20 protein-coding genes and 1 pseudogene are annotated in these 26022 nt (G+C 72.4%); 15 read left to right on the top strand and 6 right to left on the bottom strand.

Annotated elements, in window-relative coordinates; all coding sequences use genetic code 11:
- Nucleotide 1: 1 nt before the first annotated feature.
- The 4 genes and pseudogenes from ACWDBB_RS22615 to ACWDBB_RS22630 all read left to right on the top strand — a co-directional run bounded on the left by ACWDBB_RS22615 (nt 2) and on the right by ACWDBB_RS22630 (nt 5007).
- Nucleotides 2-1717, top strand: coding sequence for a YifB family Mg chelatase-like AAA ATPase (locus tag ACWDBB_RS22615; protein ID WP_449791322.1), 1716 nt, complete (start codon nt 2-4; stop codon nt 1715-1717).
- Nucleotides 1714-2892, top strand: coding sequence for a DNA-processing protein DprA (dprA, locus tag ACWDBB_RS22620; protein WP_449791323.1), 1179 nt, complete (start codon nt 1714-1716; stop codon nt 2890-2892). The genes ACWDBB_RS22615 and dprA overlap by 4 nt, the downstream gene beginning before the upstream one ends.
- A gap of 606 nt (nt 2893-3498) precedes the next feature.
- Nucleotides 3499-4283: pseudogene (whiG, locus tag ACWDBB_RS22625) on the top strand (RNA polymerase sigma factor WhiG).
- Nucleotides 4284-4422: 139 nt separating this feature from the next.
- The gene (locus ACWDBB_RS22630) at nt 4423-5007 is read left to right on the top strand and encodes a TetR/AcrR family transcriptional regulator (protein WP_449791345.1); all 585 of its coding nucleotides are present in this window, start codon (nt 4423-4425) and stop codon (nt 5005-5007) included.
- 137 nt (nt 5008-5144) lie between these two features.
- Here ACWDBB_RS22630 and ACWDBB_RS22635 read toward each other — a convergent pair whose 3' ends face one another.
- Nucleotides 5145-5789: a murein hydrolase activator EnvC family protein gene (locus ACWDBB_RS22635; RefSeq protein WP_449791324.1), complete on the bottom strand. Its 645-nt coding sequence runs from the start codon at nt 5787-5789 to the stop codon at nt 5145-5147.
- A 687-nt stretch (nt 5790-6476) separates the two neighbouring features.
- On the opposite strand from ACWDBB_RS22635, the gene rpsB reads away from it, so the two are divergent.
- The 6 genes from rpsB to rlmN all read left to right on the top strand — a co-directional run bounded on the left by rpsB (nt 6477) and on the right by rlmN (nt 12669).
- Nucleotides 6477-7334, top strand: coding sequence for a 30S ribosomal protein S2 (gene rpsB / locus ACWDBB_RS22640; protein ID WP_449791325.1), 858 nt, complete (start codon nt 6477-6479; stop codon nt 7332-7334).
- A 129-nt stretch (nt 7335-7463) separates the two neighbouring features.
- Nucleotides 7464-8303, top strand: coding sequence for a translation elongation factor Ts (gene tsf / locus ACWDBB_RS22645; protein WP_449791326.1), 840 nt, complete (start codon nt 7464-7466; stop codon nt 8301-8303).
- Nucleotides 8304-8564: 261 nt separating this feature from the next.
- Nucleotides 8565-9329 carry a UMP kinase gene (gene pyrH / locus ACWDBB_RS22650; protein ID WP_329929692.1) on the top strand — a complete coding sequence of 255 codons (765 nt, stop codon included), beginning with the start codon at nt 8565-8567 and terminating at the stop codon, nt 9327-9329.
- 98 nt (nt 9330-9427) lie between these two features.
- A complete protein-coding gene (gene frr / locus ACWDBB_RS22655; protein WP_360348875.1) occupies nt 9428-9985 on the top strand; it encodes a ribosome recycling factor in 558 nt (185 codons plus the stop codon).
- A 281-nt stretch (nt 9986-10266) separates the two neighbouring features.
- A complete protein-coding gene (locus ACWDBB_RS22660; RefSeq protein WP_449791346.1) occupies nt 10267-11478 on the top strand; it encodes a phosphatidate cytidylyltransferase in 1212 nt (403 codons plus the stop codon).
- Between the two features lie 90 nt (nt 11479-11568).
- The gene (gene rlmN, locus ACWDBB_RS22665; protein ID WP_392883789.1) at nt 11569-12669 is read left to right on the top strand and encodes a 23S rRNA (adenine(2503)-C(2))-methyltransferase RlmN; all 1101 of its coding nucleotides are present in this window, start codon (nt 11569-11571) and stop codon (nt 12667-12669) included.
- A gap of 33 nt (nt 12670-12702) precedes the next feature.
- Here rlmN and ACWDBB_RS22670 read toward each other — a convergent pair whose 3' ends face one another.
- From ACWDBB_RS22670 to ACWDBB_RS22685, 4 genes are all read right to left on the bottom strand, one after another.
- Nucleotides 12703-13854, bottom strand: coding sequence for a hypothetical protein (locus ACWDBB_RS22670; protein ID WP_449791327.1), 1152 nt, complete (start codon nt 13852-13854; stop codon nt 12703-12705).
- Nucleotides 13855-13909: 55 nt separating this feature from the next.
- The gene (locus ACWDBB_RS22675; protein WP_449791328.1) at nt 13910-14665 is read right to left on the bottom strand and encodes an ABC transporter ATP-binding protein; all 756 of its coding nucleotides are present in this window, start codon (nt 14663-14665) and stop codon (nt 13910-13912) included.
- A gap of 225 nt (nt 14666-14890) precedes the next feature.
- Complete coding sequence (locus ACWDBB_RS22680) at nt 14891-16285, bottom strand: aspartate aminotransferase family protein (RefSeq protein WP_449791329.1); 1395 nt, start codon at nt 16283-16285, stop codon at nt 14891-14893.
- Nucleotides 16282-16755: an Lrp/AsnC family transcriptional regulator gene (locus tag ACWDBB_RS22685; RefSeq protein ID WP_030243538.1), complete on the bottom strand. Its 474-nt coding sequence runs from the start codon at nt 16753-16755 to the stop codon at nt 16282-16284. The genes ACWDBB_RS22680 and ACWDBB_RS22685 overlap by 4 nt, the downstream gene beginning before the upstream one ends.
- Nucleotides 16756-17053: 298 nt before the next feature.
- Between ACWDBB_RS22685 and ACWDBB_RS22690 the strand changes: the two genes are divergently transcribed.
- From ACWDBB_RS22690 to ACWDBB_RS22700, 3 genes are all read left to right on the top strand, one after another.
- Nucleotides 17054-18499 (top strand): gamma-aminobutyraldehyde dehydrogenase, encoded by a 1446-nt coding sequence (locus ACWDBB_RS22690; protein WP_449791330.1) that lies wholly within the window; start codon nt 17054-17056, stop codon nt 18497-18499.
- Between the two features lie 145 nt (nt 18500-18644).
- On the top strand, nt 18645-20003 hold the full coding sequence (locus ACWDBB_RS22695; RefSeq protein WP_449791331.1) for an aminotransferase class III-fold pyridoxal phosphate-dependent enzyme: 1359 nt from the start codon (nt 18645-18647) through the stop codon (nt 20001-20003).
- 86 nt (nt 20004-20089) lie between these two features.
- On the top strand, nt 20090-21292 hold the full coding sequence (locus ACWDBB_RS22700) for a polyamine ABC transporter substrate-binding protein (protein WP_449791332.1): 1203 nt from the start codon (nt 20090-20092) through the stop codon (nt 21290-21292).
- Between the two features lie 6 nt (nt 21293-21298).
- On the opposite strand, the gene ACWDBB_RS22705 is transcribed toward ACWDBB_RS22700, so the two are convergent.
- Entirely contained in the window at nt 21299-22951 is a 1653-nt protein-coding gene (locus ACWDBB_RS22705) for a PucR family transcriptional regulator (protein ID WP_449791333.1), read from the bottom strand.
- 254 nt (nt 22952-23205) lie between these two features.
- Here ACWDBB_RS22705 and ACWDBB_RS22710 point away from each other — a divergent pair, with 254 nt between their 5' ends.
- Complete coding sequence (locus ACWDBB_RS22710) at nt 23206-24717, top strand: gamma-aminobutyraldehyde dehydrogenase (RefSeq protein ID WP_449791334.1); 1512 nt, start codon at nt 23206-23208, stop codon at nt 24715-24717.
- A gap of 54 nt (nt 24718-24771) precedes the next feature.
- Nucleotides 24772-26022 carry a polyamine ABC transporter substrate-binding protein gene (locus ACWDBB_RS22715; protein WP_449791335.1) on the top strand — a complete coding sequence of 417 codons (1251 nt, stop codon included), beginning with the start codon at nt 24772-24774 and terminating at the stop codon, nt 26020-26022.

Below are 26022 nucleotides of genomic sequence, written 5' to 3' on the forward strand. Positions count from 1 at the left end.
GATGGCCTTCGCGCGCACCTGTTCCGTCGCGCTGGTCGGCGTCGACGGAGTGATCGTCGAGGTCCAGGCCGATCTGGAGCCCGGGGTGGCCGCGTTCACCCTGGTCGGCCTGCCCGACAAGGCGCTCACCGAAGCCCGCGACCGGGTCCGAGCCGCGGTCGTGAACAGCGGCGAGGCCTGGCCGCAGCGCAAACTGACCGTCGGACTCAGCCCCGCCTCGGTGCCCAAGAGCGGCAGCGGCTTCGACCTCGCGGTGGCCTGCGCCGTGCTGGCCGCCGCCGAACGACTCGACCCCTCCGTCATCGCCGACCTGCTGATCATCGGCGAGCTGGGGCTGGACGGCCGGGTGCGGCCGGTCAGAGGGGTGCTGCCCTCGGTGCTGGCCGCCGCCGACGCCGGGTACGAGCGGGTCGTGGTCGCCGAGCAGACCGCGCCCGAGGCCTCGCTCGTCCCCGGGGTGACGGTGATCGGCGTCCGCAGTCTGCGCCAGCTCATCGCCAACCTGACCGGCGTGGCGGCACCGGAGGAGCCGCCCGATCCGATCGGAGGCAGGCCGGATCCGCTGATGGCCGGCCTGATGCTGCCCTGCGCGGCGGTGCGGGGCCTGCCCGACGACCGGGCGGCCCGGCTCGACATGGCCGACGTGGCCGGCCAGTACGAGGCCCGGCGGGCCCTGGAGATCGCCGCCGCCGGAGGACACCACCTCTACTTGAAGGGCCCCCCGGGCGCGGGCAAGACGATGCTGGCGGAGCGGTTGCCCGCGCTGCTCCCGCCGCTGACCCAGAAGGAGGCGTTGGAGGTCACCGCCGTCCACTCGGTGGCGGGGCTGCTCCCGGTCGGGCGCCCGCTGATCGACACCGCGCCCTACTGCGCCCCGCACCACTCCACGACGATGCCGGCCATCGTCGGCGGCGGGAGCGGTCTGCCGAGACCCGGCGCGGTCTCGCTGGCCCACCGGGGCGTGCTCTTCCTGGACGAGGCGCCGGAGTTCCCGGTCCGAGTGCTCGACGCGCTGCGCCAGCCGCTGGAGTCGGGCGAGGTGCTGATCGCCCGCTCGGCCGGATCGCTGCGGCTCCCGGCGCGCTTCCTGCTCTGCCTGGCGGCCAACCCCTGTCCGTGCGGTCGGTACTCACGGCGGGGCGAGGGCTGCGAGTGCACCCCTGCCATGGTCAGCCGCTACCAGGGGCGGCTGTCCGGGCCGCTGCTGGACCGGGTCGACCTCCAGGTCCAGGTGGCCCCGGTGACGCGGGTCGAGCTGATGGAGCGGGACGCCACGGCGGAGACCACCGAGACCGTCGCGGCCCGGGTGCTGGCCGCGCGGGAGCGGGCGGCGGCCCGGCTGGCGAACACCCCGTGGCGGACGAACGCGGAGGTGCCGGGCCACGAGCTGCGCACCCGCTGGCAGCTCGCGGGCGGCGCGCTCAACGACGCCGCGCGGCAGTTGGAGCGGGGGCTGCTGACCGCCCGGGGCCTGGACCGGGTGCTCCGGGTCGCCTGGACGGTCGCCGACCTCGCCGGACGCGACCGGCCGGACCAGCGGGACGTGCGTACCGCCCTCGTCCTGCGCACCGGGGTGGAGCACGGACTGCCGCTGACCGAGCGGGTCTTCGGCCGGCTCGGCGGAAAACCGGCGCGGCGCGGCAGCCCGGAAGAGGGCCGGCCCACGAAGCCGGGGGCGCCCGACGGACATCCGTGGAACCAGGAGGGTGAGGCATGAACCAGTTGCTCAGGCAACCGCGAATTCCCGGCGCGGCCGCGGCCAACGTCGAGCCGGAGCCCGAGCGCCTCGCCCGGGTGCTGCTGGGCCGGCTCAGCGAACCGGGCGACGCGGTGGTCGGCCGGTGGCTCGGCCAACTCCCCGCCGTCGACGTGGTGAAGGCGATCCGGGACGGGGCGGTGCCCGACCACCCCGCGCTGGACGCGACCCGGCTGGCCGGGTACCAGGCGCGGCTCCCCGGCCTGGATCCGCAGATGGACCTGAAACGGGTACGCGACGTCGGCGGACGGTTCATCATTCCGGGGGACACGGAGTGGCCCAGCCAGCTCGACGACCTGGGTGACGGACGTCCGATCGGACTCTGGGTGACGGGCACCGGCTCGCTGCGGCTGCTCGCACTCCGGTCCGTCGCGCTGGTGGGCTCCCGCGCCTGCACCGCCTACGGCGCCCACGTCGCAGGGGAGCTGTCGGCCCAACTGGCCGAACGAGGCTGGGTGGTGGTCTCCGGAGCCGCCTACGGGATCGACGCCGCCGCGCATCGAGGGGCACTCGCGGTCGGCGGGATGACCGCCGCCGTGCTCGCCTGCGGTGTCGACGTCGCCTATCCCAAGGGCAATGCCGAACTGATCCGGCGGATCGGCGTCCAGGGTCTGCTGGTCAGCGAACTGCCGCCCGGGGAGCATCCGAACCGCTTCCGCTTCGTCCTCCGCAACAGGGTCATCGCGGCGCTCACCCGGGGGACGGTGGTGGTCGAAGCGGCGGTGCGCAGCGGCGCCCTGAGCACGGCCAGACGGGCGCGGGACCTCAACCGCCACACCATGGGCGTCGCGGGCCCGGTGACTTCGGAGCTCTCCGCCGGGGTGCACGCCCTGATCCGCAGCGGCGCCGCCACCCTGGTCACCGACGCGGCCGAGATCACGGAGCTGATCGGGGCGATCGGGGAGGACCTGGCGCCGCAGCGCAGCGGCCCGGTGCTCCCGCGCGACCTGCTGGAACCGGCGGTGGCCCGGGTGCTGGAAGCCGTACCCGCGACGGCGGACGGGGCGCCGGTCGAGCGGCTGGCCCGGCAGTCCGGCCTCCCGCCGGACGAAGTCCTCCAACGGCTCTACGAGTTGGGCTCGCTCGGCTACGTGGAGCGGCACGGCGCGCACTGGCGCGTGGTGCGGAGGAGGTGAGCGTCGGAACGGAGAACACACCCGCGCCGAGGGAACGCACGTCGGCCGCCCGGCTGCCCGGCACTCCGGTTCCTCTGTTCGCAGTCTCGATCCGGTGTGCGACGGCCACCGGATCGGGGGACGACCGAGTGGCGGTAGCGCTTCGCAGTGAGTCGGTCACGCTACGCTCCACATGCCTTCCCTATCAGCACATGACTCGGCAGAACGGCGCAGACCAACGCATGCCCACACACATTCCCGGACACAGAGTGACCGGTGGCGCTCGGTCCTCGGGGGGGCCGCGGACCGAGCGGCGCCCCGTGCCCGACTTCCCGTCCAAGTCGGCGGGGACGATGGGAGGCCTGTCGCGCCAGGTCGGCCGGCCGACGGTGGCGCCCCAGCCTGCGGATGCGGTCCGGGGTGCAGAGCCGGTCCAAGGCGCCGACGCGACCGGTCCCGCCGGCGCGCCCGTCGGGGCGCCCGCCGGCGCACCCCCCGGCGCGGCCGTGGCCGGTGCGCCCAGGCCGCCCGACAGCGCGCCGGTTCGGTCCGCTGCCGTTCAGGTGTTCGCCTCTCCGGTGTCCCCGCTCCGCCGGGAGCGGGTGGAGGGCGGCGGTCAGGGGCCGGATGCCAGGGAGGCCGCGGCCCAGGGCCGCACCGCGCTCGAAGAGCTCTGGCGCTCCTACAAGGAGACCGGTGACCAGCGGCTGCGCGAGCAGCTGATCCTGCACTACTCACCGCTCGTCAAGTACGTGGCCGGCCGGGTCGGGGTCGGGCTGCCCTCCAACGTCGAACAGGCGGACTTCGTCTCCTCCGGGGTCTTCGGGCTGATCGACGCGATCGAGAAGTTCGACATCGATCGCGCCATCAAGTTCGAGACCTACGCGATCAGCCGCATCCGCGGGGCGATCATCGACGAGCTGCGGGCCCTGGACTGGATCCCGCGTTCGGTGCGGCAGAAGGCGAAGGCGGTCGAGCGAACGTACGCGACGCTGGAGGCCCGGCTGCGCCGGACGCCGCACGATCCCGAGGTCGCGGCCGAGATGGGCATCGCGATCGAGGACCTCCACGCCATCTTCAGCCAGCTGTCGCTGGCCAACGTGGTGGCGCTGGACGAGCTGCTCCACCCGGTGGGGGAGGGCGGCGACCGGCTGAGCCTGATGGACACCCTGGAGGACCACGGCGCCGACAACCCGGTCGAGGTGGCCGAGGACCGCGAACTGCGCCGGCTGCTGGCCCAGGCGGTCAACACCCTCCCCGAACGGGAGAAGACGGTGGTGACGCTCTACTACTACGAGGGCCTCACCCTCGCCGAGATCGGACAGGTGCTGGGGGTGACGGAGAGTCGGGTGAGCCAGATCCACACCAAGTCCGTCCTCCAGCTGCGCGCCAAGCTGTCGGACATCCGATAGGGCGTCGGCAGTCGGGCGTCCGCCGTCGGTCACGGGTGGCCGGTCGCCGGGCCCGCGCGTCCTCCTGATGCGCGGCGCCGTATCGGTCGGAGGTAGGGCTCCGTAGAGTGGGAGCGTGCCGAAGATCCGAGCGGCCACGGTGGCCGAGCATCGCCAGCTCCAGCGGGCAGCCCTCCTCGATGCTGCCCGCGTCCTGCTTGCCGAGGGTGGCATGGAGGCCCTGACCTTCCCCGCGCTCGCGGCGCGCACCGGGCTGGCGCGCTCCTCGGTCTACGAGTACTTCCGGTCCCGCGCCGCCGTGGTCGAGGCGCTCTGCGAGGTGGACCTCCCGCTCTGGGCGGCCGAGATCGAGGCCGGGATGGAGAGCTGCGACACCGCCGTCGAGTGGATCGAGGCCTACGTCCGGGGCCAGCTGGCGCTCGCCGCCGATCCCCGGCACCGGGCGGTGGTGGCGATCTCGGCGCTGGAGCTCGACGAGGCCGCGCGGGAGCGGATCAGGTCGGCGCACGGCAGGCTGGCCGGTCTGGTCGGCCGGACCCTGGAGGACCTCGGCCACGAGCAGCCCCGGCTCGCCGCGGCCCTGGTGCAGGGCGTGGTGGAGGCGGCGACCCGCAGGGCCGAGCAGGCCGAGGCAGGGGGCCGCACCGGCTGTGCCGTCGAGAGCCCCGAGGAGATCGCCGATGCCGCGGTCGCGATGGTGCTGCACGGGCTCGCCCGGCCCTGAGCCGACCCGGTCGGCTCCGCCCGCGGCCCGACTTCCGGCTCCGCCCGCAGTCCCCGGGCTCCGCCATCGTCCTTGCCCTCACCCTCGCCGTCGCCCCGCACCCGCGTCCTTCGCCGACGGGCGTGCGGCGAGACGCCCTACCCGTCTCCGCCCTTCAGCGGCAGCAGCCGCGCCGTGCCCGCGCCGAACAGGGCCAGCGGGTCGAGGTAGCGGTCTCCGCGCAGCAGCCCCCAGTGCAGGCAGTCGTGCTCGGCGCAGTGCCTTCCGTCCGGAGCGAGCAGTCCGATCGTCTGTCCGGCGGCCACCGTGGTGCCGACCGGGACCGTGCCGGTGACGGGCAGGTAGGTGGTCCGGAGCGCGGGAGAGCCCGAGCCGGGATGGGAGACGGTCATCACCGGCCGTCCCGCCACCAGCCCGGAGAAGGCGACCACTCCGGGAGCCGCCGCCCGGACCTCCGCCCCCGGTGTCGCGGCGAGGTCCACTCCCCGGTGTCCGGCGGCCCAGACCTTCGCCGGCGGCTCGAACCGGCCCAGCACCGCGCCAGGCCCGCCCACCGGCCAGGCGCGCGCACCACTCCGCCCGCCCCCACCCCCGTCCGCGCCCGAGCGCGGGACGCCCGAGCGCGGGACACCGACGGCCTCGGGCCCCCTCGAAACCCCTGTGGCCCGCACCGCCCCCGCGACCCCGGTAGCCCCCGCAGCCCCTGACACCCCCGGCAGCGCGAGCACGAGCACGAGCACCACCGCCACCACCACCCCGCCGAACCACCCGCGACCAGTCATGTCCGCAGGCTCGCCGTCGTGCTGTTCCCGCGCCACCCACATCCGGATTCCTGTGGACAAACCCCCCTCGGGCCCGCACGCCATCACTGCGACGGGTGTACGGACTCCGCCATCCGGTGTACAAACGGCATACCGGCGACGGACCGGGGCAGGCGGCCGACCGGCCGGCACCACCCCCGCGTCCGCCCCCCACCCACCTCCGCGTCCGCTCCCGCGCCCGCGCCCCGACGTCCGCCCGAGCGTCCGCTCCCGAGTCCGTCACACGGCCCACCCTGACCCCGTCGCAGCCCCACGGGAACGCGACCGCAGCCCCGTCGGTACCCGCCCTTCTCGGCCGTTCCCCGGGCTCCTCCCAGGTCCTCGGCGGGCCCCCGGCCACGCGTGGAGTCGCTCGCGCCTCGGCGCTTCCCGTACACTTCACACGCGACCCGGTCCGCCGGGTCGACTTCGCACGCCCCGCCACCGGCGGTCGGACGCGGTTCGTCCGCAGCCCCGCCAGGTGCGAGTGCCGCTCGGTCCGCCGAGCCCGACCGGCCCCCGGGCCGCCAGGGTGGAGCGGCTCGGCACGTTCGGGGCGTCAGGCGTGGCTGTCACCTGGCCGCCACGGACAAACCGAGCCTGACCCGGCTGTGGGCGATCGCTGCGAGGCAGTGCCGCCGCCGGGCCGTAACACCAAGGAGTACGGCAATGGCCGTCGTCACGATGCGGGAGCTGCTGGAGAGCGGCGTCCACTTCGGTCACCAGACCCGCCGCTGGAACCCGAAGATGAAGCGCTTCATCATCACCGAGCGCAACGGCATCTACATCATCGACCTCCTGCAGTCGCTGAACTACATCGACCGCGCCTTCGAGTTCATCAAGGAGACCGTTGCCCACGGCGGCAGCGTCCTCTTCGTCGGCACGAAGAAGCAGGCCCAGGAGGCCATCGCCGAGCAGGCCACCCGCGTGGGCATGCCCTACGTGAACCAGCGCTGGCTCGGCGGCATGCTGACCAACTTCTCGACCGTCTACAAGCGCCTCCAGCGCCTGAAGGAGCTCGGCGAGCTGGACTTCTCGGACGTGGCCGGCTCCGGCCTCACCAAGAAGGAGCTCCTGGTCCTCCAGCGCGAGCACGACAAGCTGGAGAAGACCCTCGGCGGTATCCGCGACATGCAGCGCGTTCCCAGCGCCGTCTGGATCGTGGACACCAAGAAGGAGCACATCGCGGTCGGCGAGGCCCGGAAGCTCAACATCCCGGTCGTCGCCATCCTCGACACCAACTGTGACCCGGACGAGGTCGACTACAAGATCCCGGGCAACGACGACGCGATCCGCTCCGTCACCCTGCTGACCCGCGTGATCGCCGACGCCGTGGCCGAGGGCCTGAAGTCCCGCGCCGGTGTCGCCAAGGGCGACGCCAAGGCCGAGCCGGGTGCCGACCAGCCGCTGGCCGCCTGGGAGAAGGACCTCCTCGAGGGCGAGAAGAAGGCCGAGGAGGCCCCCGCCGCCGCCGAGGCCCCCGCCGCCGAGGCTCCGGCCACCGAGGCTCCGGCCGAGCAGGCCTGACGTACCAAGGGTGAGGGGCACCCGCCGGTACGAAGCCGGCAGGTGCCCCTCTCTCCCGCGCCGGGGCCGAACCACCGGTCCCGGCGCCACTCCACGCAGACACGCGAGACGCGAGAAGAGATTCACACCATGGCGAACTTCACCGCCGCGGACGTCAAGAAGCTCCGTGAGCTCACCGGCGCCGGCATGATGGACTGCAAGAAGGCCCTGGACGAGGCCGAGGGCAACGTCGAGAAGGCCGTCGAGCTTCTGCGCATCAAGGGCCAGAAGGGCGTTGCCAAGCGCGAGGGCCGTGACGCCTCCAACGGCGCCGTCGCCGCGCTGATCGCCGAGGACAAGAAGTCCGGCGTTCTGGTCGAGCTGAACTGCGAGACCGACTTCGTCGCCAAGGGTGACAAGTTCGTCGAGGTCGCCGACGCGATCGCCGCCCACGTCGCCAAGACCGCCCCGGCCGACCTGGACGCCGCCCTGGCTTCCGAGATCGAGGCCGGCAAGACCGTCCAGCAGTTCGTGGACGAGGCCAACGCGACCCTGGGCGAGAAGATCGTCTTCCGTCGCTTCGCCCAGTTCGACGGTGACGGCTTCGTCGCGGTCTACCTGCACAAGACCAGCCCCGACCTGCCGCCGGCCGTCGGCGTCCTGGTCGAGCTGGACAAGGAGAACGCCGAGGTCGCCAAGGACGTCGCGCAGCACATCGCCGCCTTCGCCCCGAAGTACCTGTCCCGCGAGGAGATCCCGGCCGAGGCGCTCGAGAACGAGCGTCGCGTCGCCGAGGCCACCGCCCGCGAGGAGGGCAAGCCCGAGGCCGCCCTGCCGAAGATCGTCGAGGGTCGCGTCACCGGCTTCGTGAAGGAGAACTCCGTCCTGGAGCAGGCCTTCGCGAAGGACAACAAGAAGTCCGTCGCCAAGGTCCTCGAGGAGAACGGCGTCGCCCTGAAGCGCTTCGCCCGCTTCCGCGTCGGCGCCTGAGCCACGTTCCACCTGGTCCCCGGCCCCCTTAGGCTGGGAACCGCCCCCGCCCGCTGACCGGGGCGGGAGGAACGCCGAACGGGCTCACCCCGCGCCTACCGCCAACGGGCGGGCTCGCGTCGGCACCATGAACGACGAGGAGGCCATTGCCGTGCAGGACACCGAACCGGTTCCCGCGGCAGTGGCCTCCTCGCGTGTACGCGCAGGCCGGGCATCCGCACACCCGCGCCTGTGACCAGTAGGTGCAAAAAGGAGAAGTCCATGCAGGAGACGCAGGAGACCGCGCAGGACCCCAGGGACGGCTCGCGCCGCCGGGTGCTGCTCAAGCTGTCCGGTGAAGCCTTCGCCGGTGGCGGCGGGCTCGGCGTCGACCCGGACGTCGTGCACGCGATCGCCCGCGAGATCGCCACGGTCGTCCGCGCCGGTACCGAGGTCGCGGTGGTCATCGGCGGCGGCAACTTCTTCCGGGGTGCCGAGCTCCAGGTCCGCGGCATGGACCGGGCGCGCTCCGACTACATGGGCATGCTCGGCACCGTGATGAACTGCCTCGCGCTGCAGGACTTCCTGGTCAAGGAGGGCATCGAGACCCGGGTCCAGACCGCCATCACCATGGGCCAGGTCGCCGAGCCGTACCTGCCGCTGCGGGCCGTCCGGCACCTGGAGAAGGGCCGTGTGGTCATCTTCGGCGCCGGTATGGGCATGCCGTACTTCTCGACCGACACCACGGCCGTCCAGCGCGCCCTGGAGATCCACGCCGACGTCCTGCTGATGGGCAAGAACGGCGTGGACGGCGTCTACGACTCCGACCCGCGGACCAACCCGGACGCGGTCAAGTTCGACGCGCTGGAGTACTCCGAGGTCATCGCGCGCGACCTCAAGGTCGCCGACCTCACCGCGATCACGCTGTGCAAGGACAACAACCTTCCGATGCTGGTCTTCGAACTGCTGGCGGAGGGCAATATCGCGCGCGCGGTGAAGAGTGAGAAGATCGGCACACTCATCAGCCAGGATTCTGTCCGGGCCTGAGCAGCAACCAGCCGTACCGGTCGGCGCCGACACCGTGACCGGTCGGCGCGCCGACACCGGTCGGAACAACAGCAGATGAACCGGACAGGGAGACCACAGTGATCGAAGAGACCCTCCTCGAGGCCGAGGAGAAGATGGAGAAGGCCGTCCTGCACGCCAAGGACGACTTCGCGGCCATCCGCACCGGCCGTGCGCACCCGGCGATGTTCGCCAAGATCGTCGCGGAGTACTACGGCGCCAAGACCCCGATCAACCAGCTGGCGTCGTTCTCGGTGCCGGAGCCGCGGATGGCGGTCGTCTCGCCGTTCGACAAGACCGCACTGAAGGCCATCGAGCAGGCGATCCGCGACTCCGACCTGGGCGTCAACCCGTCCAACGACGGCTCGATCATCCGCGTGGTGCTGCCCGAGCTGACCGAGGAGCGCCGCCGGGAGTTCATCAAGATCGCCCGTACCAAGGGCGAGGACGCCAAGGTCTCGATCCGTTCGGTGCGCCGCAAGGCCAAGGACGCCATCGACAAGCTGGTGAAGGACGGCGAGGTCGGCGAGGACGACGGCCGCCGTTCCGAGAAGGAGCTCGACGACACGACGGCCAAGTACGTGGCCCAGATCGACGAGCTGCTGAAGCACAAGGAAGCCGAGCTGCTCGAGGTCTGATGAACGACGCCCCTGACGCCCCCGGCTACTGGGGCCCGTCCGACCAGCAGTTCCAGCCCTACCGCCCGGCGCCGCACCCGCAGGACGCCCGTACCCCGGCCCACCCGGTGCCGGGGTACGGCGTGCAGCCGCCGCCGGTCCAGGGACACCCCGGCCACCCGGGCGGCCACGCCGTGCCCCCGGGTGCGCCGGGTGCCGCCCACGGGGCCCCGGGCCTCCGTTCGGATCAGCCGCAGCAGCCTCCGGTGTACTGGGGCGGCGACGCGGAGGAGACTCAGGTCATGCCTCCCGTACCGGCCGAGCCCGGCCCGCCCGACCCCGGTCGGGCGGCCGCCCACGGCAGGCCCGCGGCCCACGGTCGGCCCGCCCCCGGCGGACCGGCCGAGCCCGGCGAGGGGCAGGCCGGGGAGTCCGGCCGGCTGAGCGGCCCGCTGTTCCGGGACGAGCAGTCCGAGCCGGCGCCGCCCGGCGTGACCGAGACGGTCGTGCTGCGCGCGATATCCGGAGACGCCATCCCCGCCCCCGGTCACGGCACCCCGCCGCACCCGGGGGCACCGGTGCATCCCGCGCCGCCGGCGAACCACCTGGCGGCCGGGCAGCCCCACTACGTGCCGTCGTCCCACCCAGGGCAGGAGACACCCGTGGCCGCCCAGCCCGCCCCGCAGCCGCAGCCGCGCAAGCAGCGCGGCGGCCGTAACCTCCAGGCCGCCATAGGCGTGGGCGTCGGCCTCGGTGCGGTGATCGTCGCCTCGCTGTTCGTGGTGAAGGCGCTGTTCCTGGTCGTCGTGATGGCCGCGGTCGCGGTCGGCGTCTGGGAGCTGACCAGCCGGCTCGCCGAGCGCAAGCAGATCAAGGCGCCGCTGGTCCCGCTGGTCGTGGGTGGCCTCGCCATGGTCGCCACCGGCTACTGGGCCGGCATCCAGTGGGCCGCCGCCTCGCTCGCGCTGACCGGGCTGGCGGTGATGGTCTGGCGGATGGCCGAGCCGCCGGAGGACTACCTGCGGGACATAACGGCAGGTGTGTTCACGGCCTTCTACGTGCCGTTCCTGGCCACCTTCGTGGCGATGATGCTGGCGGCCGACGACGGCCCCCAGCGGATCGTGCTCTTCCTGATCGTGACGATCTGCAGCGACACCGGCGCCTACGCGGTGGGCTACAAGTTCGGGAAGACCAAGCTGGCCCCGACGATCAGCCCGGGCAAGACCCGCGAGGGCCTGGCCGGCGGCATCGCCCTGTCGATGCTGGCGGGCGCGCTGCTGATGGAACTGATCATCGACGGCGGCAGCTGGTGGCAGGGCCTGATCCTGGGCGGCTGCGCGGCGGTCACGGCGACCCTGGGCGACCTGGGCGAGTCGATGATCAAGCGCGACCTCGGGATCAAGGACATGGGCACGCTGCTGCCCGGCCACGGCGGCATCATGGACCGGCTGGACTCGCTCCTGCCGACCGCCCCGGTGGTCTGGCTGCTGCTGGCGGCCTTCGTCGGCAGCTGACCCGCGCCGTCGAGCCGTACGAGACGTACGAGCAGGGCCCCGGACGCCTGGCGTCCGGGGCCCTCGCGCGTCTGCGACACTGGAACAACCATGCCTAAGCCCGGAGAACTCACCTTTGTCGCGCCGCGCGGCGCCAAGCCCCCGCGACACCTCGCCGACCTGAGCCCCGCCGAGCGCAAGGAGGCCGTCGCCGAGCTGGGCGAGCAGCCGTTCCGCGCCAAGCAGCTCTCCAACCACTACTTCGGCCGGATGTCGAACGACCCGGCGAGCTGGACGGACATCCCCGCCGCCAGCCGGGAGAAGCTGACCGGGAGCCTGCTGCCCGAGCTGATGTCGGTGGTCCGGCACGTCTCCTGCGACGACGACGCCACCCGCAAGACGCTCTGGAAGCTCTTCGACGGCACGCTCGTGGAGTCCGTGCTGATGCGCTACCCGGACCGGGTCACCATGTGCATCAGCTCGCAGGCCGGCTGCGGCATGAACTGCCCGTTCTGCGCCACCGGCCAGGCGGGGCTGACCCGCAACCTGTCCACCGCCGAGATCGTCGAGCAGATCGCGGCCGGGATGCGCGCGCTCAAGTCGGGGGAGATCCCCGGCGGCGAGGCGCGGCTGTCCAACGTGGTCTTCATGGGCATGGGCGAGCCGCTGGCCAACTACAACCGGGTGCTGGCCTCGATCCGCCGGCTGACCGACCCGGCGCCGGACGGCTTCGGCCTGTCCCAGCGCGGCATCACGGTCTCCACCGTCGGCCTCGTCCCGGCGATGCACCGGTTCGCGGACGAGGGCCTCAGCTGCCGTCTGGCGCTGTCGCTGCACGCCCCGGACGACGAACTGCGCGACGAGCTGGTGCCGGTGAACACCCGCTGGAAGGTCGCCGAGGTGCTGGACGCGGCGTGGAACTACGCGGAGAAGTCCGGCCGCCGGATCTCCATCGAGTACGCGCTGATCAAGGACATCAACGACCAGGCGTGGCGGGCCGACCTGCTCGGCCGGCTGATCAAGAACCGTCGGGTGCACGTCAACCTGATCCCGCTGAACCCGACCCCCGGCTCCAAGTGGACGGCCTCCCGGCCCGAGGACGAGCGCGAGTTCGTCCGTCGGCTCCAGTCGCACGGCGTGCCGACGACCGTCCGCGACACCCGCGGCCAGGAGATCGATGGCGCCTGCGGTCAGCTCGCCGCGGCGGGCTGAGCCCCGCTCCGCGGGAACGACCGGCGCGGGCCCCTACCGGAGCCCGGCGGCCGCCAGCGCGGCGGTCGCCCCGCCGGTCAGCAGCAGGGTGCTGCCCACCGCGAGGGTGCGCAGCGCGACCGCGCCGAACAGCAGCCGGGGCGAGGTGCCGAGGCGCAGCAGCGCGTCGGTGACCTCCCGGCGGTCGGCGCGGACCTCGGCGAGCCGGGTGACCACCGCGGCGGCCGCGCAGCCGAGCACCAGGCAGGCCTCGACCGCGGGCAGCGCGTCGGCGCTGTCCGGCGTGCCGATCCAGTAGCGGATGGTGGTGAGCACCAGCGCCACGGCGAGGGTGAGCACGGCCAGCGGCGCACCGAGCCGGCGGGCCTGGGCGGTGAGGCCGCGCCCGGCCAGCAGCCGCAGCGGGGTGGGCCGTCCGACCGCGAGCAGCCGCCCGGTCCAGGCCAGCAGCGGACCGGTGAGCAGGGCGAGGCCGAGCGCGCTGGCCGCCCAGCCGCCGAGGGCGGCGGTGCTGGTGGTGCCGAGTCCGGCGGGCAGGTGGATCGGGCGGCCGTCGACGGCGGCGCCGGGCCGCAGGGCGATGAGTTCGAGCGCGGCGCCGATCACGCCCAGCCCGGTCGCCAGGGCGATCCGCCAGACGCCGAAGCCGGTCGGGGCCTGGGTGCGGCCGCCGGGCAGGGTCTCGGTGACGGGCACCGCGAGGGCGGCGGCGGTGCCGGCGGTGAGCGGGACCAGGGCGAGCAGGACGACCGGCGCGGCGGCCGGCAGCGGCACGCCCATGCCGAGGTCGAGGGCGAGCCCGGGGCCGGCGATGTCGTTGCGCAGCACCAGGAAGAGCAGCAGGGTGAGCACGCTGCCGAGGGTGCAGGCGAGCGCGACCTCGCCGGCGATCAGCGTCCGGATCCGGCGGGAGCCGGCCCCGGCGGCGGTGAGGCCGGCGATCCGCTCGGGCCGTCGGGCGGGCACCGCGCGGGCGGCGACGGCCGCGAACCAGGCGACGGCGGCGAGCGGGGGCAGGCACCACAGCAGCCGGGCCAGCGGGTCGCCGCCGTCGATCGGGTCGCTCATCGCCCGGCCGAGGGAGCGCAGCAGGAAGGCGGCGACCACGGCGGCGGCCAGGGCGGTGAGCAGCCAGCGGCCGAGGTCGGGCACCCGGTAGCCCCGGGCCAGACGGAGATAGAACACGTCGACTCTTTCAGCGGCTCGGCTTCGGCAGCTCGGTTTCAGCGGCTCGGCGTCGTCAGCGGCGGGTGGCCGTGACGGCGGGCGCTCCGGCGGCTCCGGGGGCGGCGGAGCCACGGGGGACGGGGGCGACGGGGGCGGTGAGCCGTCCGTCGACCAGGGCGACGGCGCGGTCCGCGAACCGGACGAGCTCGGGGTCGTGGGTGGCCAGGACGAGGGTGAGCTGGTGGGACCTGGCCGCGCTGGTCAGTATCCGCATGACCTGCTCGGCGGCCTCGCGGTGCAGCGGGGCGGTCGGGTCGTCGGCGAAGACGACGGGTGGCAGCGGGGCCAGGGCGCGGGCGACGGCGACCCGTTGGCGGCGGCTCTGGATCAGCCGCTCGGGGCGCAGCCGGGCGCAGTCGCCGACGTCGAGGCGCTCCAGCCACTCGTCGGCGGCGGTGTAGGCGGCCTTGTTGCCGGCCCCGGCGAGCAGCAGCGGCAGGGCGACGTTCTCCCGGGCGGTCAGTTCGGGCACCAGGTGGGGCTCGGAGCCGACGAAGCCGAAGCGGTCGCGGCGCAGCCGTTCGCGGCCGGCCCGCTGGAGGGTGTGCACGGGGGCGCTGTTGAACCAGACCTCGCCCTCGTCGACCGGGAGTTGGGCGGAGAGGCAGCCGAGCAGGGTGCTCTTGCCGGAGCCGCGCGGGCCGGTGACGGCGAGCACCTCGCCCTCGCGGACGCCGATCGAGATGCCGCGCAGGGCGGGGGTGCCGTCATGGGACTTGACGATCCCTCGGGCCCACAGCACGTCGTTGTCAGGCGGTGCCGCTGACATGAGGATCCATCCTGGGTGGCCGCAGGGATATGACAGTCGTCAGATTAGAACGACCGGGGCGTGTCGCGGTTGCGGCGCACTGGTCCATCACGGGCATATCACCCGCATTCAGGCATGTTTGGTCGTACGACTGTGATGTTGCACCGGCGGGGGAGACGCCGAAGGGCGGCCTCGCGGGGAGCGGGGCCGCCCTTCGGCGGAGGGTGGGGAAGAAGGCTCAGGTGATCAGATCTTCGCCCACGCGTCGGTGAGGCTGGTCCGCAGGATCTGCTCGATCTCGTCGAAGGTCGACTGGTCGGAGATCAGCGGCGGGGCCAGCTGGATGACCGGGTCGCCACGGTCGTCGGCGCGGCAGTACAGGCCGTTGTCGAAGAGGGCCTTCGACAGGAAGCCGTAGAGGACGCGCTCGACCTCTTCGTCGTTGAACGACTCCTTGGTGACCTTGTCCTTCACGAGCTCGATGCCGTAGAAGTACCCGTTGCCGCGGACGTCGCCGACGATCGGCAGGTCGCGCAGCTTGTTCAGGGTGCCCAGGAACGCGGCCTCGTTGTCGAGCACGTGCTGGTTCAGGCCCTCGCGCTCGAAGATGTCGAGGTTGGCCAGCGCCACCGCGGAGGAGACCGGGTGGCCGCCGAAGGTGTAGCCATGCAGGAAGGTGTTGTCGCCCTTGTAGAACGGCTCGGCGAGGCGGTCCGAGATGATCGTGGCGCCGATCGGGGAGTAGCCCGAGGTCATGCCCTTGGCGCAGGTGATCATGTCGGGCTGGTAGCCAAACTTGTCGGCGCCGAACATGGTGCCCAGGCGGCCGAAGGCGCAGATGACCTCGTCCGAGACCAGCAGCACGTCGTGGCGGTCGCAGATCTCGCGCAGGCGCTGGAAGTACCCGGGCGGCGGCGGGAAGCAGCCACCGGCGTTCTGCACCGGCTCGACGAAGACGGCGGCGACGGTCTCGGCGCCCTCGTTGAGGATGGCCACCTCGATCTCGTCGGCGCACCAGCGGCCGTAGGCCTCGGGGTCGACCGTGCCGTCGGGGCCCTCGAGGAAGGCCGGGGCGCGGTAGATGTTGGTGTTCGGGGCCTTGTGGGTGCCCGGCACCAGCGGCTCGAACGGGGCCTTCAGGCCCGGCAGGCCGGTGATGGACAGGGCGCCCTGCGGGGTGCCGTGGTAGGCGACGGCGCGCGAGATGACCTTGTACTTGGTCGGCTTGCCGGTCAGCTTGAAGTACTGCTTGGCGAGCTTCCAGGCGGTCTCGACGGCCTCGCCGCCACCGGTGGAGAAGAAGACCTTGTTCAGGTCGCCCGGGGCGTAGTTGGCCAGGCGCTCGGCCAGCTCGACGGCCTTCGGGTGGGCGTAGCTCCACACCGGGAAGAAGGCGAGCTCCTTGGCCTGCTTGGCGGCGGCCTCGGCGAGCTCCTCACGGCCGTGGCCGGCCTGGACGACGAACAGGCCGGCGAGGCCGTCGAGGTACTTGCGTCCCTTGTCGTCCCAGACGTAGGTGCCCTCGCCCTTGACGATCGTCGGCACGGGGGAGTTCTCGTACGACGACATGCGGGTGAAGTGCATCCACAGGTGGTCGTAGGCGGTCTTGGAAAGGTCCTTCTGCGCCGGGTCGGCTGTCATCGGGTGCCCCAGGTGTAGGTCTGTTTCCGGAGCTTCAGGTAAACGAAGCTCTCGGTGCTCCGCACGCCGGGAAGGGCGCGGATGCGCTTGTTGATCAGTTCGAGCAGGTGCTCGTCGTCCTCGCAGACCAGTTCGGCCAGGAGGTCGAACGAGCCTGCGGTGCAGACGACGTAGTCGACCTCGTCGAGGGCGGCCAACGCGTCGGCGACGGGCTCGATGTCACCCTCGACCCGGATGCCGACCATCGCCTGGCGGGTGAAGCCGACGGTGAGCGGGTCCGTGACGGCGACGATCTGCATCACGCCCTGGTCGAGCAGCTTCTGGACGCGCTGCCGCACAGCAGCCTCGGACAGGCCGACGGCCTTGCCGATGGCGGCGTACGGGCGGCGCCCGTCCTCCTGGAGCTGCTCGATGATCGCCTTGGAGGCGGCGTCGAGGGGAACGCTGGCGTTCCGGTCGCGGTTGGCCACGCGGCCACTGTGCCTGATCGCCCGCGTGTTCGCAAGCGTGGAAGCTGCTGATTTCGTCGTGATCTTGGAAAACGTGTGCGGATTTCATCGCTGAAGCGCACTCGGTCTGTCGATACCGGCAGTCGTGCGGCTACGCTGGCACGGTACGCGCGCGACCCGAGGGCCGGCGCACGTACCGCCACCCAGTGGACCGCGCCGCTCCTGGCACGGCCACTCGGGACCCTTCGTACGCCGGATCCGCCGACGTACCATTGCGCCGGAATCTGCAACGCCGCAGGCCCAGACCGAGGAGAGATCCGTGAGCGACCTTCGCACGCTGCGCAACTACATCAACGGTGAGTTCGTCGACGCGGCCGACGGCCGCACGCTCGACATCGTCGACCCGACCACCGGCGAGGTGTACGCGACGTCGCCGCTGTCCGGTGCCGCCGACGTCGACGCGGCCATGGCCTCCGCCGACGCCGCCTTCCCGATCTGGCGCGACGCCACCCCGAGCACCCGGCAGAAGCTGCTGCTGAAGATCGCCGACGCGGTCGAGGCCCGGGCCGACGAGATCGTCGACACCGAGGTGCGCAACACCGGCAAGCCCCGCGCGCTGACCCTCTCCGAGGAGATCGGCCCGATGGTGGACCAGATCCGGTTCTTCGCCGGTGCCGCCCGCATGCTGGAGGGCAAGGCCGCGGGCGAGTACATGGACGGGATGACCTCGATCATCCGCCGCGAGCCGGTCGGCGTCTGTGCCCAGGTCGCGCCGTGGAACTACCCGATGATGATGGCCGTCTGGAAGTTCGCCCCGGCCATCGCCGCGGGCAACACCGTCGTGCTGAAGCCCTCCGACACCACCCCGGCCTCCACCGTGCTGCTCGCCGAGATCATCGGCGGCGTGCTCAAGGAGCTGGAGCTGCCGGCCGGCGTCTTCAACGTCATCTGCGGTGACCGCGAGACCGGCAAGCTGATGGTCGAGCACAGGACCCCGGCGATGGCCTCCATCACCGGTTCGGTGCGCGCCGGCATCTCGGTCGCCGAGTCCGCCTCCAAGGACGTCAAGCGCGTCCACCTGGAGCTGGGCGGCAAGGCCCCGGTCGTGGTCTTCGAGGACGCCGACATCGCCGAGGCCGTCGAGGGCATCTCGGTGGCGGGCTACTTCAACGCCGGCCAGGACTGCACCGCCGCCACCCGCGTGCTGGTGCACGAGTCGATCCACGACGCCTTCGTCGAGGCGCTGGCCAAGGCCGCGGCCGAGACCAAGACCGGCGGCGTGGACGACGAGGACGTGCTGTACGGCCCGCTGAACAACGCCAACCAGCTGAAGCAGGTCTCCGGCTTCATCGAGCGGCTGCCCGCCCACGCCAAGGTCGAGGCCGGTGGCCACCGGGTCGGTGACCAGGGCTACTTCTACGCCCCGACCGTCGTCTCCGGTCTGAACCAGGACGACGAGATCATCCAGAACGAGGTCTTCGGCCCGGTCATCACCGTGCAGAAGTTCACCGACGAGGACCAGGCCGTCGCGTACGCCAACGGCGTCGAGTACGCGCTGGCCTCCTCGGTGTGGACCAAGGACCACGCCCGCGCCATGCGGATGTCGCGCCGCCTGGACTTCGGCTGCGTCTGGATCAACACCCACATCCCGCTGGTCGCCGAGATGCCGCACGGTGGCTTCAAGAAGTCCGGCTACGGCAAGGACCTGTCGGCGTACGGCTTCGAGGACTACACCCGCGTGAAGCACGTCATGACCGCGATCTGATCGCTCCGAAAGGTCAGCTGATGTGACGGTGGGCCCGGGTCATCTCGACCCGGGCCCACCGCCTTTGCATCCTGTCGACGGTTGGCGCGACCGGCTGACACGATGGAACTGCCCTTCGGGGACGGGCCGCCCTAGCCTTACCGGCATGAGCATCCCCACCGCTGACTCAGCCGCCGGCCAGGCCGTCAAGGCCGCCGACCGCGCGCACGTCTTCCACTCGTGGTCCGCCCAGGCGCTGATCGACCCCCTCGCGGTGGCCGGCGCCGAGGGCTCGTACTTCTGGGACTACGACGGCAACCGCTACCTCGACTTCTCCTCGCAGCTGGTCAACACCAACATCGGCCACCAGCACCCCAAGGTGGTCGCCGCGATCCAGGAGCAGGCGGCGAAGCTCTGCACCATCGCCCCCGGCTTCGCGGTCGAGTCGCGCAGCGAGGCCGCCCGGCTGATCGCCGAGCGCACCCCCGGCGACCTGGACAAGATCTTCTTCACCAACGGCGGTGCCGAGGCCAACGAGAACGCCATCCGGCTGGCCCGGCTGCACACCGGCCGGCAGAAGGTGCTGTCCACCTACCGCTCGTACCACGGCGCCACCGCCAACGCGATCGCCCTGACCGGCGACCCGCGGCGCTGGCCCAACGAGAGCGGCGTCTCCGGGGTGGTGCACTTCTGGGGGCCGTACCCCTACCGCTCCAACTTCCACGCCGAGAACGAGGTGCAGGAGTGCGAGCGCGCGCTGGAGCACCTGGAGCAGGTGATCGCGTTCGAGGGGCCCGGCACCGTCGCGGCGGTCATCCTGGAGACGGTGGTCGGCACCGCGGGCATCCTGGTCCCGCCGGCGGGTTACCTGGCCGGGGTGCGGGAGATCTGCGACCGCTACGGGATCGTGTTCATCCTGGACGAGGTGATGGCCGGCTTCGGCCGCACCGGCGAGTGGTTCGCCGCCGACCACTGGGGCGTCACCCCGGACCTGCTCACCTTCGCCAAGGGTGTCAACTCGGGCTACGTGCCGCTGGGCGGCGTGGCGATCAGCGCCGAGATCGCGGCCACCTTCGCCGAGCGGGCCTTCCCCGGCGGGCTCACCTACTCCGGCCACCCGCTGGCCTGCGCCTCCGCGGTGGCGACCATCACCACCATGGCGGAGGAGGGCATCGTCGAGAACGCCAGGCACATCGGCGAGACGGTCCTCGGCCCCGGCCTGCGCGAGCTGGCCGAGCGGCACCCGTCGGTCGGCGAGGTCCGCGGCCTCGGCGTGTTCTGGGCGCTCGACCTGGTGAAGGACCGGGAGACCCGTGAGCCGCTGGTGCCCTACAACGCGGCCGGCGCCGACAACGCGCCGATGGCCGAGCTGGCCGCCGCCTGCAAGCAGCGCGGGCTCTGGCCGTTCGTCAACATGAACCGCTTCCACGTCGTCCCGCCGTGCACCGTCACCGAGGAGGAGGCCAAGACCGGCCTCGCGGTCCTGGACGAGGTGCTGTCGCTCACCGACGCGCACACTGTCTGACGTACCCAGACGTACCAGACGTACCTACCAGGACGGCCCCGAGCACGCGCGTGCCCGGGGCCGTCCCACGCTCCGGAAGGCCGCTCATGCCCAGCCGCACCACCCTGACCCGCCGTCCCGTCGACTCCCGTGCCGTCCGCCGGCGTTCCGTGCTCGGCGGCGCCGCGCTGCTCGGCGCCGGCACGCTGACCGGCTGCGGCATCCCGTCCGCGTACGTGGCCGAGGACCGCCGCTCGGCCCCCGACCGCTCGGAGAGCGACAAGCGGCTCGCCTTCTCCAACTGGACGCAGTACATCGACACCGACGACGCGGGCGGCCGCCCGACCCTGGACGCGTTCAGTGAGAAGTCCGGGATCGAGGTCACCTACACCGAGGACATCAACGACAACGACGAGTTCTTCGGCAAGATCAGCCCGGTGCTCACCCAGGGCGCCGCCCCCGGCCGGGACCTGATGGTGATCAGCGACTGGATGGCCGGACGGTACGTCTCGCTGGGCTGGGTGCAGGCCATGGACCGGGGCAACCTGCCCAACGTCACGGCCAACCTGGACCCGCAGCTCGCCGACCCGGCCTTCGACCCCGGGCGCAGGCGCAGCGTGCCGTGGCAGTCCGGGATCACCGGCATCGCCTACAACCGCAAGGCGCTCGGCCGCGAGATCAGGTCCACCGCCGACCTGTGGGCGCCCGACCTCAAGGGCCGGGTCACGCTGTTCGCCGGGCTGGACGAGGCGCTCGGGCTGCTGATGCTCTCCCAGGGCGCGGACATCGCGAAGTTCAGCGACGACGACGCGCGCAGGGCGATGGACCTGGTGCAGAAGGCGGTCGACAGCGGCCACGTCCGGCGCTTCACCGGCAACGACTACACCAGCGACCTCGCCTCCGGCGCGGCGCTCGCCTGCCAGGCGTACTCGGGCGACGCCGTCCAGCTCACCGCCGAGAACCCGGACATCGAGTTCGTGGTGCCGGAGGAGGGCGGCGAGCTGTGGGCGGAGAGCCTGATGATCCCCAACCGGGCCGCCCACAAGCGCAACGCCGAGCTGCTGATCGACTACTACTACCAGCCCGAGGTGGCGGCCGAACTCGCCGCGTTCGTCCAGTACATCTGCCCGGTGCCGGCCGCCCGCGAGGTGCTGGCGGACAGCGGCGACAAGGAGAAGGCCGAACTCGCCGAGAACCCGCTGGTCTTCCCGACCGAGGAGATGCGCGCCCGGCTGCACACCATGCGCGACGTCACCTCGGCCGAGCGGCCCGAGCTGCACAAGGTCTGGGGCCGCATCACCGGGGTGTGATCCGTCCTACCGGCGCACCGCGTCCAGCGCGAGCAGGGCCACGTGCAGGGAGAGGCAGGACTCCACCTGGTCGAGGTCCACGCCGAGGATCCGCTCGACCTTGTGCAGCCGGTCGTAGAAGGACGGCCGGGACAGGTGCGCGGCGTCCGCCGCGGCGGACTTGTTCCGGCCCTGCTCCAGGTAGATCCGCAGCATCTGCACCAACTGGCCGTTGTGCTCCGCGTCGTGGGCCAGCAGCGGGCCCAACTCCCGTTCCACGTACGTCTGCAGCCGGGCGTCGTCGCGCAGCAGGTGGAGCAGGCCGCGCAGCCGGACGTCCGGCAGGCGGTAGTAGGAGGAGCTGCGGCCGCCGGGCGCGTCGTGCAGGGCGGCGTCGGCGACCTGGGTGGCCTCCAGCAGGGTGCGCCGGGCGTCACGCACCGAGCCGACCGAGGAGCCGACCGCGACCACCGGGCCGGCCGGGTCGCCGCCCTCCCGTCCGGCCTCGGCCGACATCCGGCGCAGCGTGGCCGAGAGGGAGTCCAGCGCGGCGTGCTCGTCCTGCTGGGTGCCGAGGGCGATCAGCAGGCCCACGGCCTCGTCGTCGAGCGCGCCGACCAGCGCGGTCAGCCGGCAGGCCCGGACCGCGCCGGCGGCCAGCTCGGTGAAGTCGCGCAGCCGGGCCTGGGCCTCCAGCGCGGCCGGGATCGGCCCGCGCCGCTGTCGCAGCACCACGCCGACCAACCGGCGGCCCTCCAGCGGGACGCCGAGGGCCTGGGCGCGCAGGGCCGCCTCGGAGACGGTCAGCGCGTGGGTGAGGATGCCGGACAGCAGGGTGCGGTGGGTCTGCCGCTCCAGGCTCTCCCGGTCGCGCACCACCAGCCGGTTGAGCGCCAGCGCGGAGGCGCCGCGCTCCAGCAGCATGGTGTGGGGGTGGGGCTCGCCCCCGGGCAGCGGGCCGGGCTCCTGCACCAGCACCAGGCGGCCCCAGTCCTGGCCGCGGGCGCCGACGGTGGTGACCAGCCAGCCACTGCGCGGGTCGTGGCCGGTGCGCCCGGCCGGGCGCACCCCGCGCGAGCGGCGCTCCCAGTCCTCCAGCACCTCGGCCTCGGGGCGTCCGGCGGCGTCGTGGGCGAGCACCTGGTGGGCCAGGTTCTCCAGGACGACCGGGGCGCCGGCCATCCGGGCCACCTGGCGGATCACCTCGGGCGGCTCGGCTCCCTCCACCACCAGCTCGTTGAAGACCTGGTGGACCGACTCGGAGACCCTCAGCTGCTCCAGCTGGGCGTTGACCACCAGGGCGTGCACGGCCTCGGTGACGGCGACGAAGCGCAGTTCGCGGCGGAGCGTGACCAGCGGCAGCCCGCGCTGCTCGGCGGCGTTGACCAGGGCGCGGGGGAGCGAGTCGAAGTAGCGCCGCCCGAACTCGACGACCAGGCCGGCCACCCCGACCTCGTCCAGCTCGCGGACGTAGCGGGCCAGGCCCTCGCGGTCCTCCGGCAGGGCGATGCCGGTGGTCAGCACCAGCTCGCCACCGCGGAGCATCCCGGCGACGTCGGGCAGCTCGCTGACGTGGACCCAGCGGACCGGCCGTTCCAGGTGGTCGGCGCCGGCCACCACCTGGGGCAGGCCGCGCCGCATCACGTCCAGGTCGAGGATTCGGGCGACGGTGGGGAGCATCGCGGGCCTCCGGAGGCCGTGTGGGGACCGGAGCGGGGGCTCCGGGTGATCAGGGTGTCAGGTAAATCATCCATCCCCCAGACGACCTGTCGCCCTGGCTGCACCCTTGCACCCTGTAAGGCCCTTCGCGCCGAGGTTGTCGAAGTGACCCTTGTCACGTCAACCTCCCAGCAGGCAAGGTCAGCGGGACCGCAGACCCCCAGCGCGGACGCGTGACCCCGCAGCGGTCGAACCACGGCACTTGGAGGAACCAGATGGACCTGACCGACTTCGGCCCGGGCGCGCAGTACATTGCGGGCCGCCAGACCCGGGGGAGCGGGGAACCCTTCCAGGTCGTCAACCCCGCCGACGGCAGCGTGGTCGAGCAGGTCGCGCTGGCCACCACCGAGGACGTGGACACCGCCGTCGCCGCCGCGAAGGCCGCCCTGCCCGGCTGGTCCTCGGCCACCCCCGGCGCGCGGTCCGAGGCGCTCACCAGGCTGGCCGCCGTCCTGGCGGGGGCGGCCGACGACCTGGCCCGGGTGGAGACGGCGCAGACCGGCAAGCCGGTCAAGCTGGCCACCGAGTTCGACGTGCCCGGCACGATCGACAACGCCGCCTTCTTCGCCGGCGCCGCCCGCAACCTGGAGGGCAAGGCGGCCGGTGAGTACTCCGGCGACCACACCTCGTACGTGCGGCGCGAGGCGGTCGGCGTGGTCGGCTCGATCTCGCCGTGGAACTACCCGCTGCAGATGGCCGCCTGGAAGATCCTCCCGGCGATCGCCGCGGGCAACACCATCGTGCTCAAGCCGGCCGAGCTGACCCCGCTGACCTCGTTGATGTTCGCCCGGGCCTGCACCGCCGCGGGCATCCCGGACGGCGTGGTCAACGTGGTCACCGGCGCCGGGCGCACCGCCGGCGAGCACCTGGTCGGGCACCCGGACGTCGCGATGGTCTCCTTCACCGGCTCCACCGGCGTCGGCAGGCGGGTCGCCGAGATCGCCACCGCGAGCGTCAAGCGCACCCACCTGGAACTCGGCGGCAAGGCCCCGTTCGTGGTCTTCGACGACGCCGACCTGGACGCCGCCGTGCACGGAGCGGTCGCCGCCTCGCTGATCAACGGCGGCCAGGACTGCACCGCCGCCACCCGCGCCTACGTCCAGCGCCCGCTGTACGACGCCTTCGTGGCCGGGGTCGCCGAGCTGTACGCCGCGATCCGGGTCGGCGACCCGCTGAACCCGCACACCGACCTCGGCCCGCTGGTCTCGTACGCCCACCGGGACCGGGTGGCCGGCTTCGTGGAGCGCGCCCGCTCGTACGCCACCGTGGTCACCGGCGGCCGGCCCGCGGAGAAGGGCCACGACGGCACCGACCTCACCCGCGGCGCGTACCACCTGCCCACCCTGATCACCGGCGCGGCCCAGGACAGCGAGGTCGTGCAGGGCGAGATCTTCGGCCCGGTGCTGGTCGTGCTGCCCTTCGACGGCGACGACGAGGGTCTGCGGCTGGCCAACGACACCCCGTACGGCCTGGCCGCCTCCGCCTGGACGAGCAACGTGCACCGCTCGCTGCGCGCCACCCGGGAGATCGCGGCCGGCTGCGTCTGGGTCAACGACCACATCCCGATCATCAGCGAGATGCCGCACGGCGGCTACAAGGCGTCCGGCTACGGCAAGGACATGTCCCAGTACTCGCTGGACGAGTACACCCAGGTCAAGCACGTCATGTTCGACACCACCGCGGTGGCCCGCAAGGACTGGCACCGCACCGTCTTCGGAGACAGATAACCCCCGGCCCAAGCGGGTGCCCCCACACCCCATCTCCCCCAGGAGGCCCGTTCCATGGCGTTCAACGAGCTCACCGACGGTCTGCCCGAACCGGTCCGAAGGGCCTGGGAACGCAGCCTGACCAGCGGCCGGGCCGCGCTCGGCCGCCGCACCCTGCTGCGCGCCGCCGCGCTGACCGCCGGAGCGGGCACCCTGGCCGCCTGCGGCATCCCGGCGGCCCCGCGGGCGACCGGCGACTCGACCGCGAACGCCGCCAAGGACCTCTCCGAGACGCAGAAGGAGGTCGACTTCTCCAACTGGCCGCTGTACATCGACACGGACGAGAAGGACAAGGAGAAGCACGGCACCCTGGACGCCTTCACCGAGGCCACCGGCATCAGGGTCAAGTACAACGAGGACGTCAACGACAACGTCGAGTTCTTCGGGAAGGTCAAGCCGCAGCTCGCCTCCGGCCAGGACACCGGCCGCGACCTGATGGTGCTCACCGACTGGATGGCCGCCCGGCTGATCCGGCTGGGCTGGGCGCAGAAGCTCGACCCGGCGAACGTCACCACCGCGATCACCAACATCGACGCGCGCTTCCGCGCCCCCGACTGGGACCCGGGTCGGCTCTACTCCTACCCGTGGGCCGGCATCCAGACCGTCGTCGCGTACAACCGGAAGGCGACCAAGGGGAAGCCGGTCACCAGCGTCTCCCAGTTGCTGGACGACCCCGACCTCAAGGGCCGGGTCACCTTCCTCTCCGAGATGCGCGACAGCATCGGGATGGTCCTGCTGGACCAGGGCAAGGACAGCGCGAAGTTCACCGCCGACGACTACGACGGCGCGGTCGCCCGGCTGCAGAAGGCCGTCGACAGCAAGCAGATCCGCCGGTTCACCGGCAACGACTACGGCCAGGAGCTGTCGGCCGGCGACATCGCGGCCTGCATCGCCTGGGGCGGCGACCTGATCCAACTGCGGGCCGACAACCCGGACATCGAGTTCGTCATCCCGGAGAAGGGCTACATCGCCTCGACCGACAACATGCTGGTCCCGGCCAAGGCCCGGCACAAGACGAACGCGGAAAAGCTGATCGACTTCTACTATCAGCCGAAGATCGCGGCGCAGCTGGTCGCGGGCATCGGCTTCGTCTCCGCCGTCACCGGGATGAAGGACGAGCTCGCCGGCATCGCCCCGGAGACCGCGGCCAACCCGCTGGTCGTACCCACCCCCGAGATGGCGGTCAAGGCCCACGTGTTCCGCACGCTCTCCGAGAGCGAGGAGAGCGACTTCGAGCAGAAGTTCTCCAAGCTCATCGGCGCCTGA

It is taken from the genome of Kitasatospora sp. NPDC001095, from assembly GCF_053598615.1.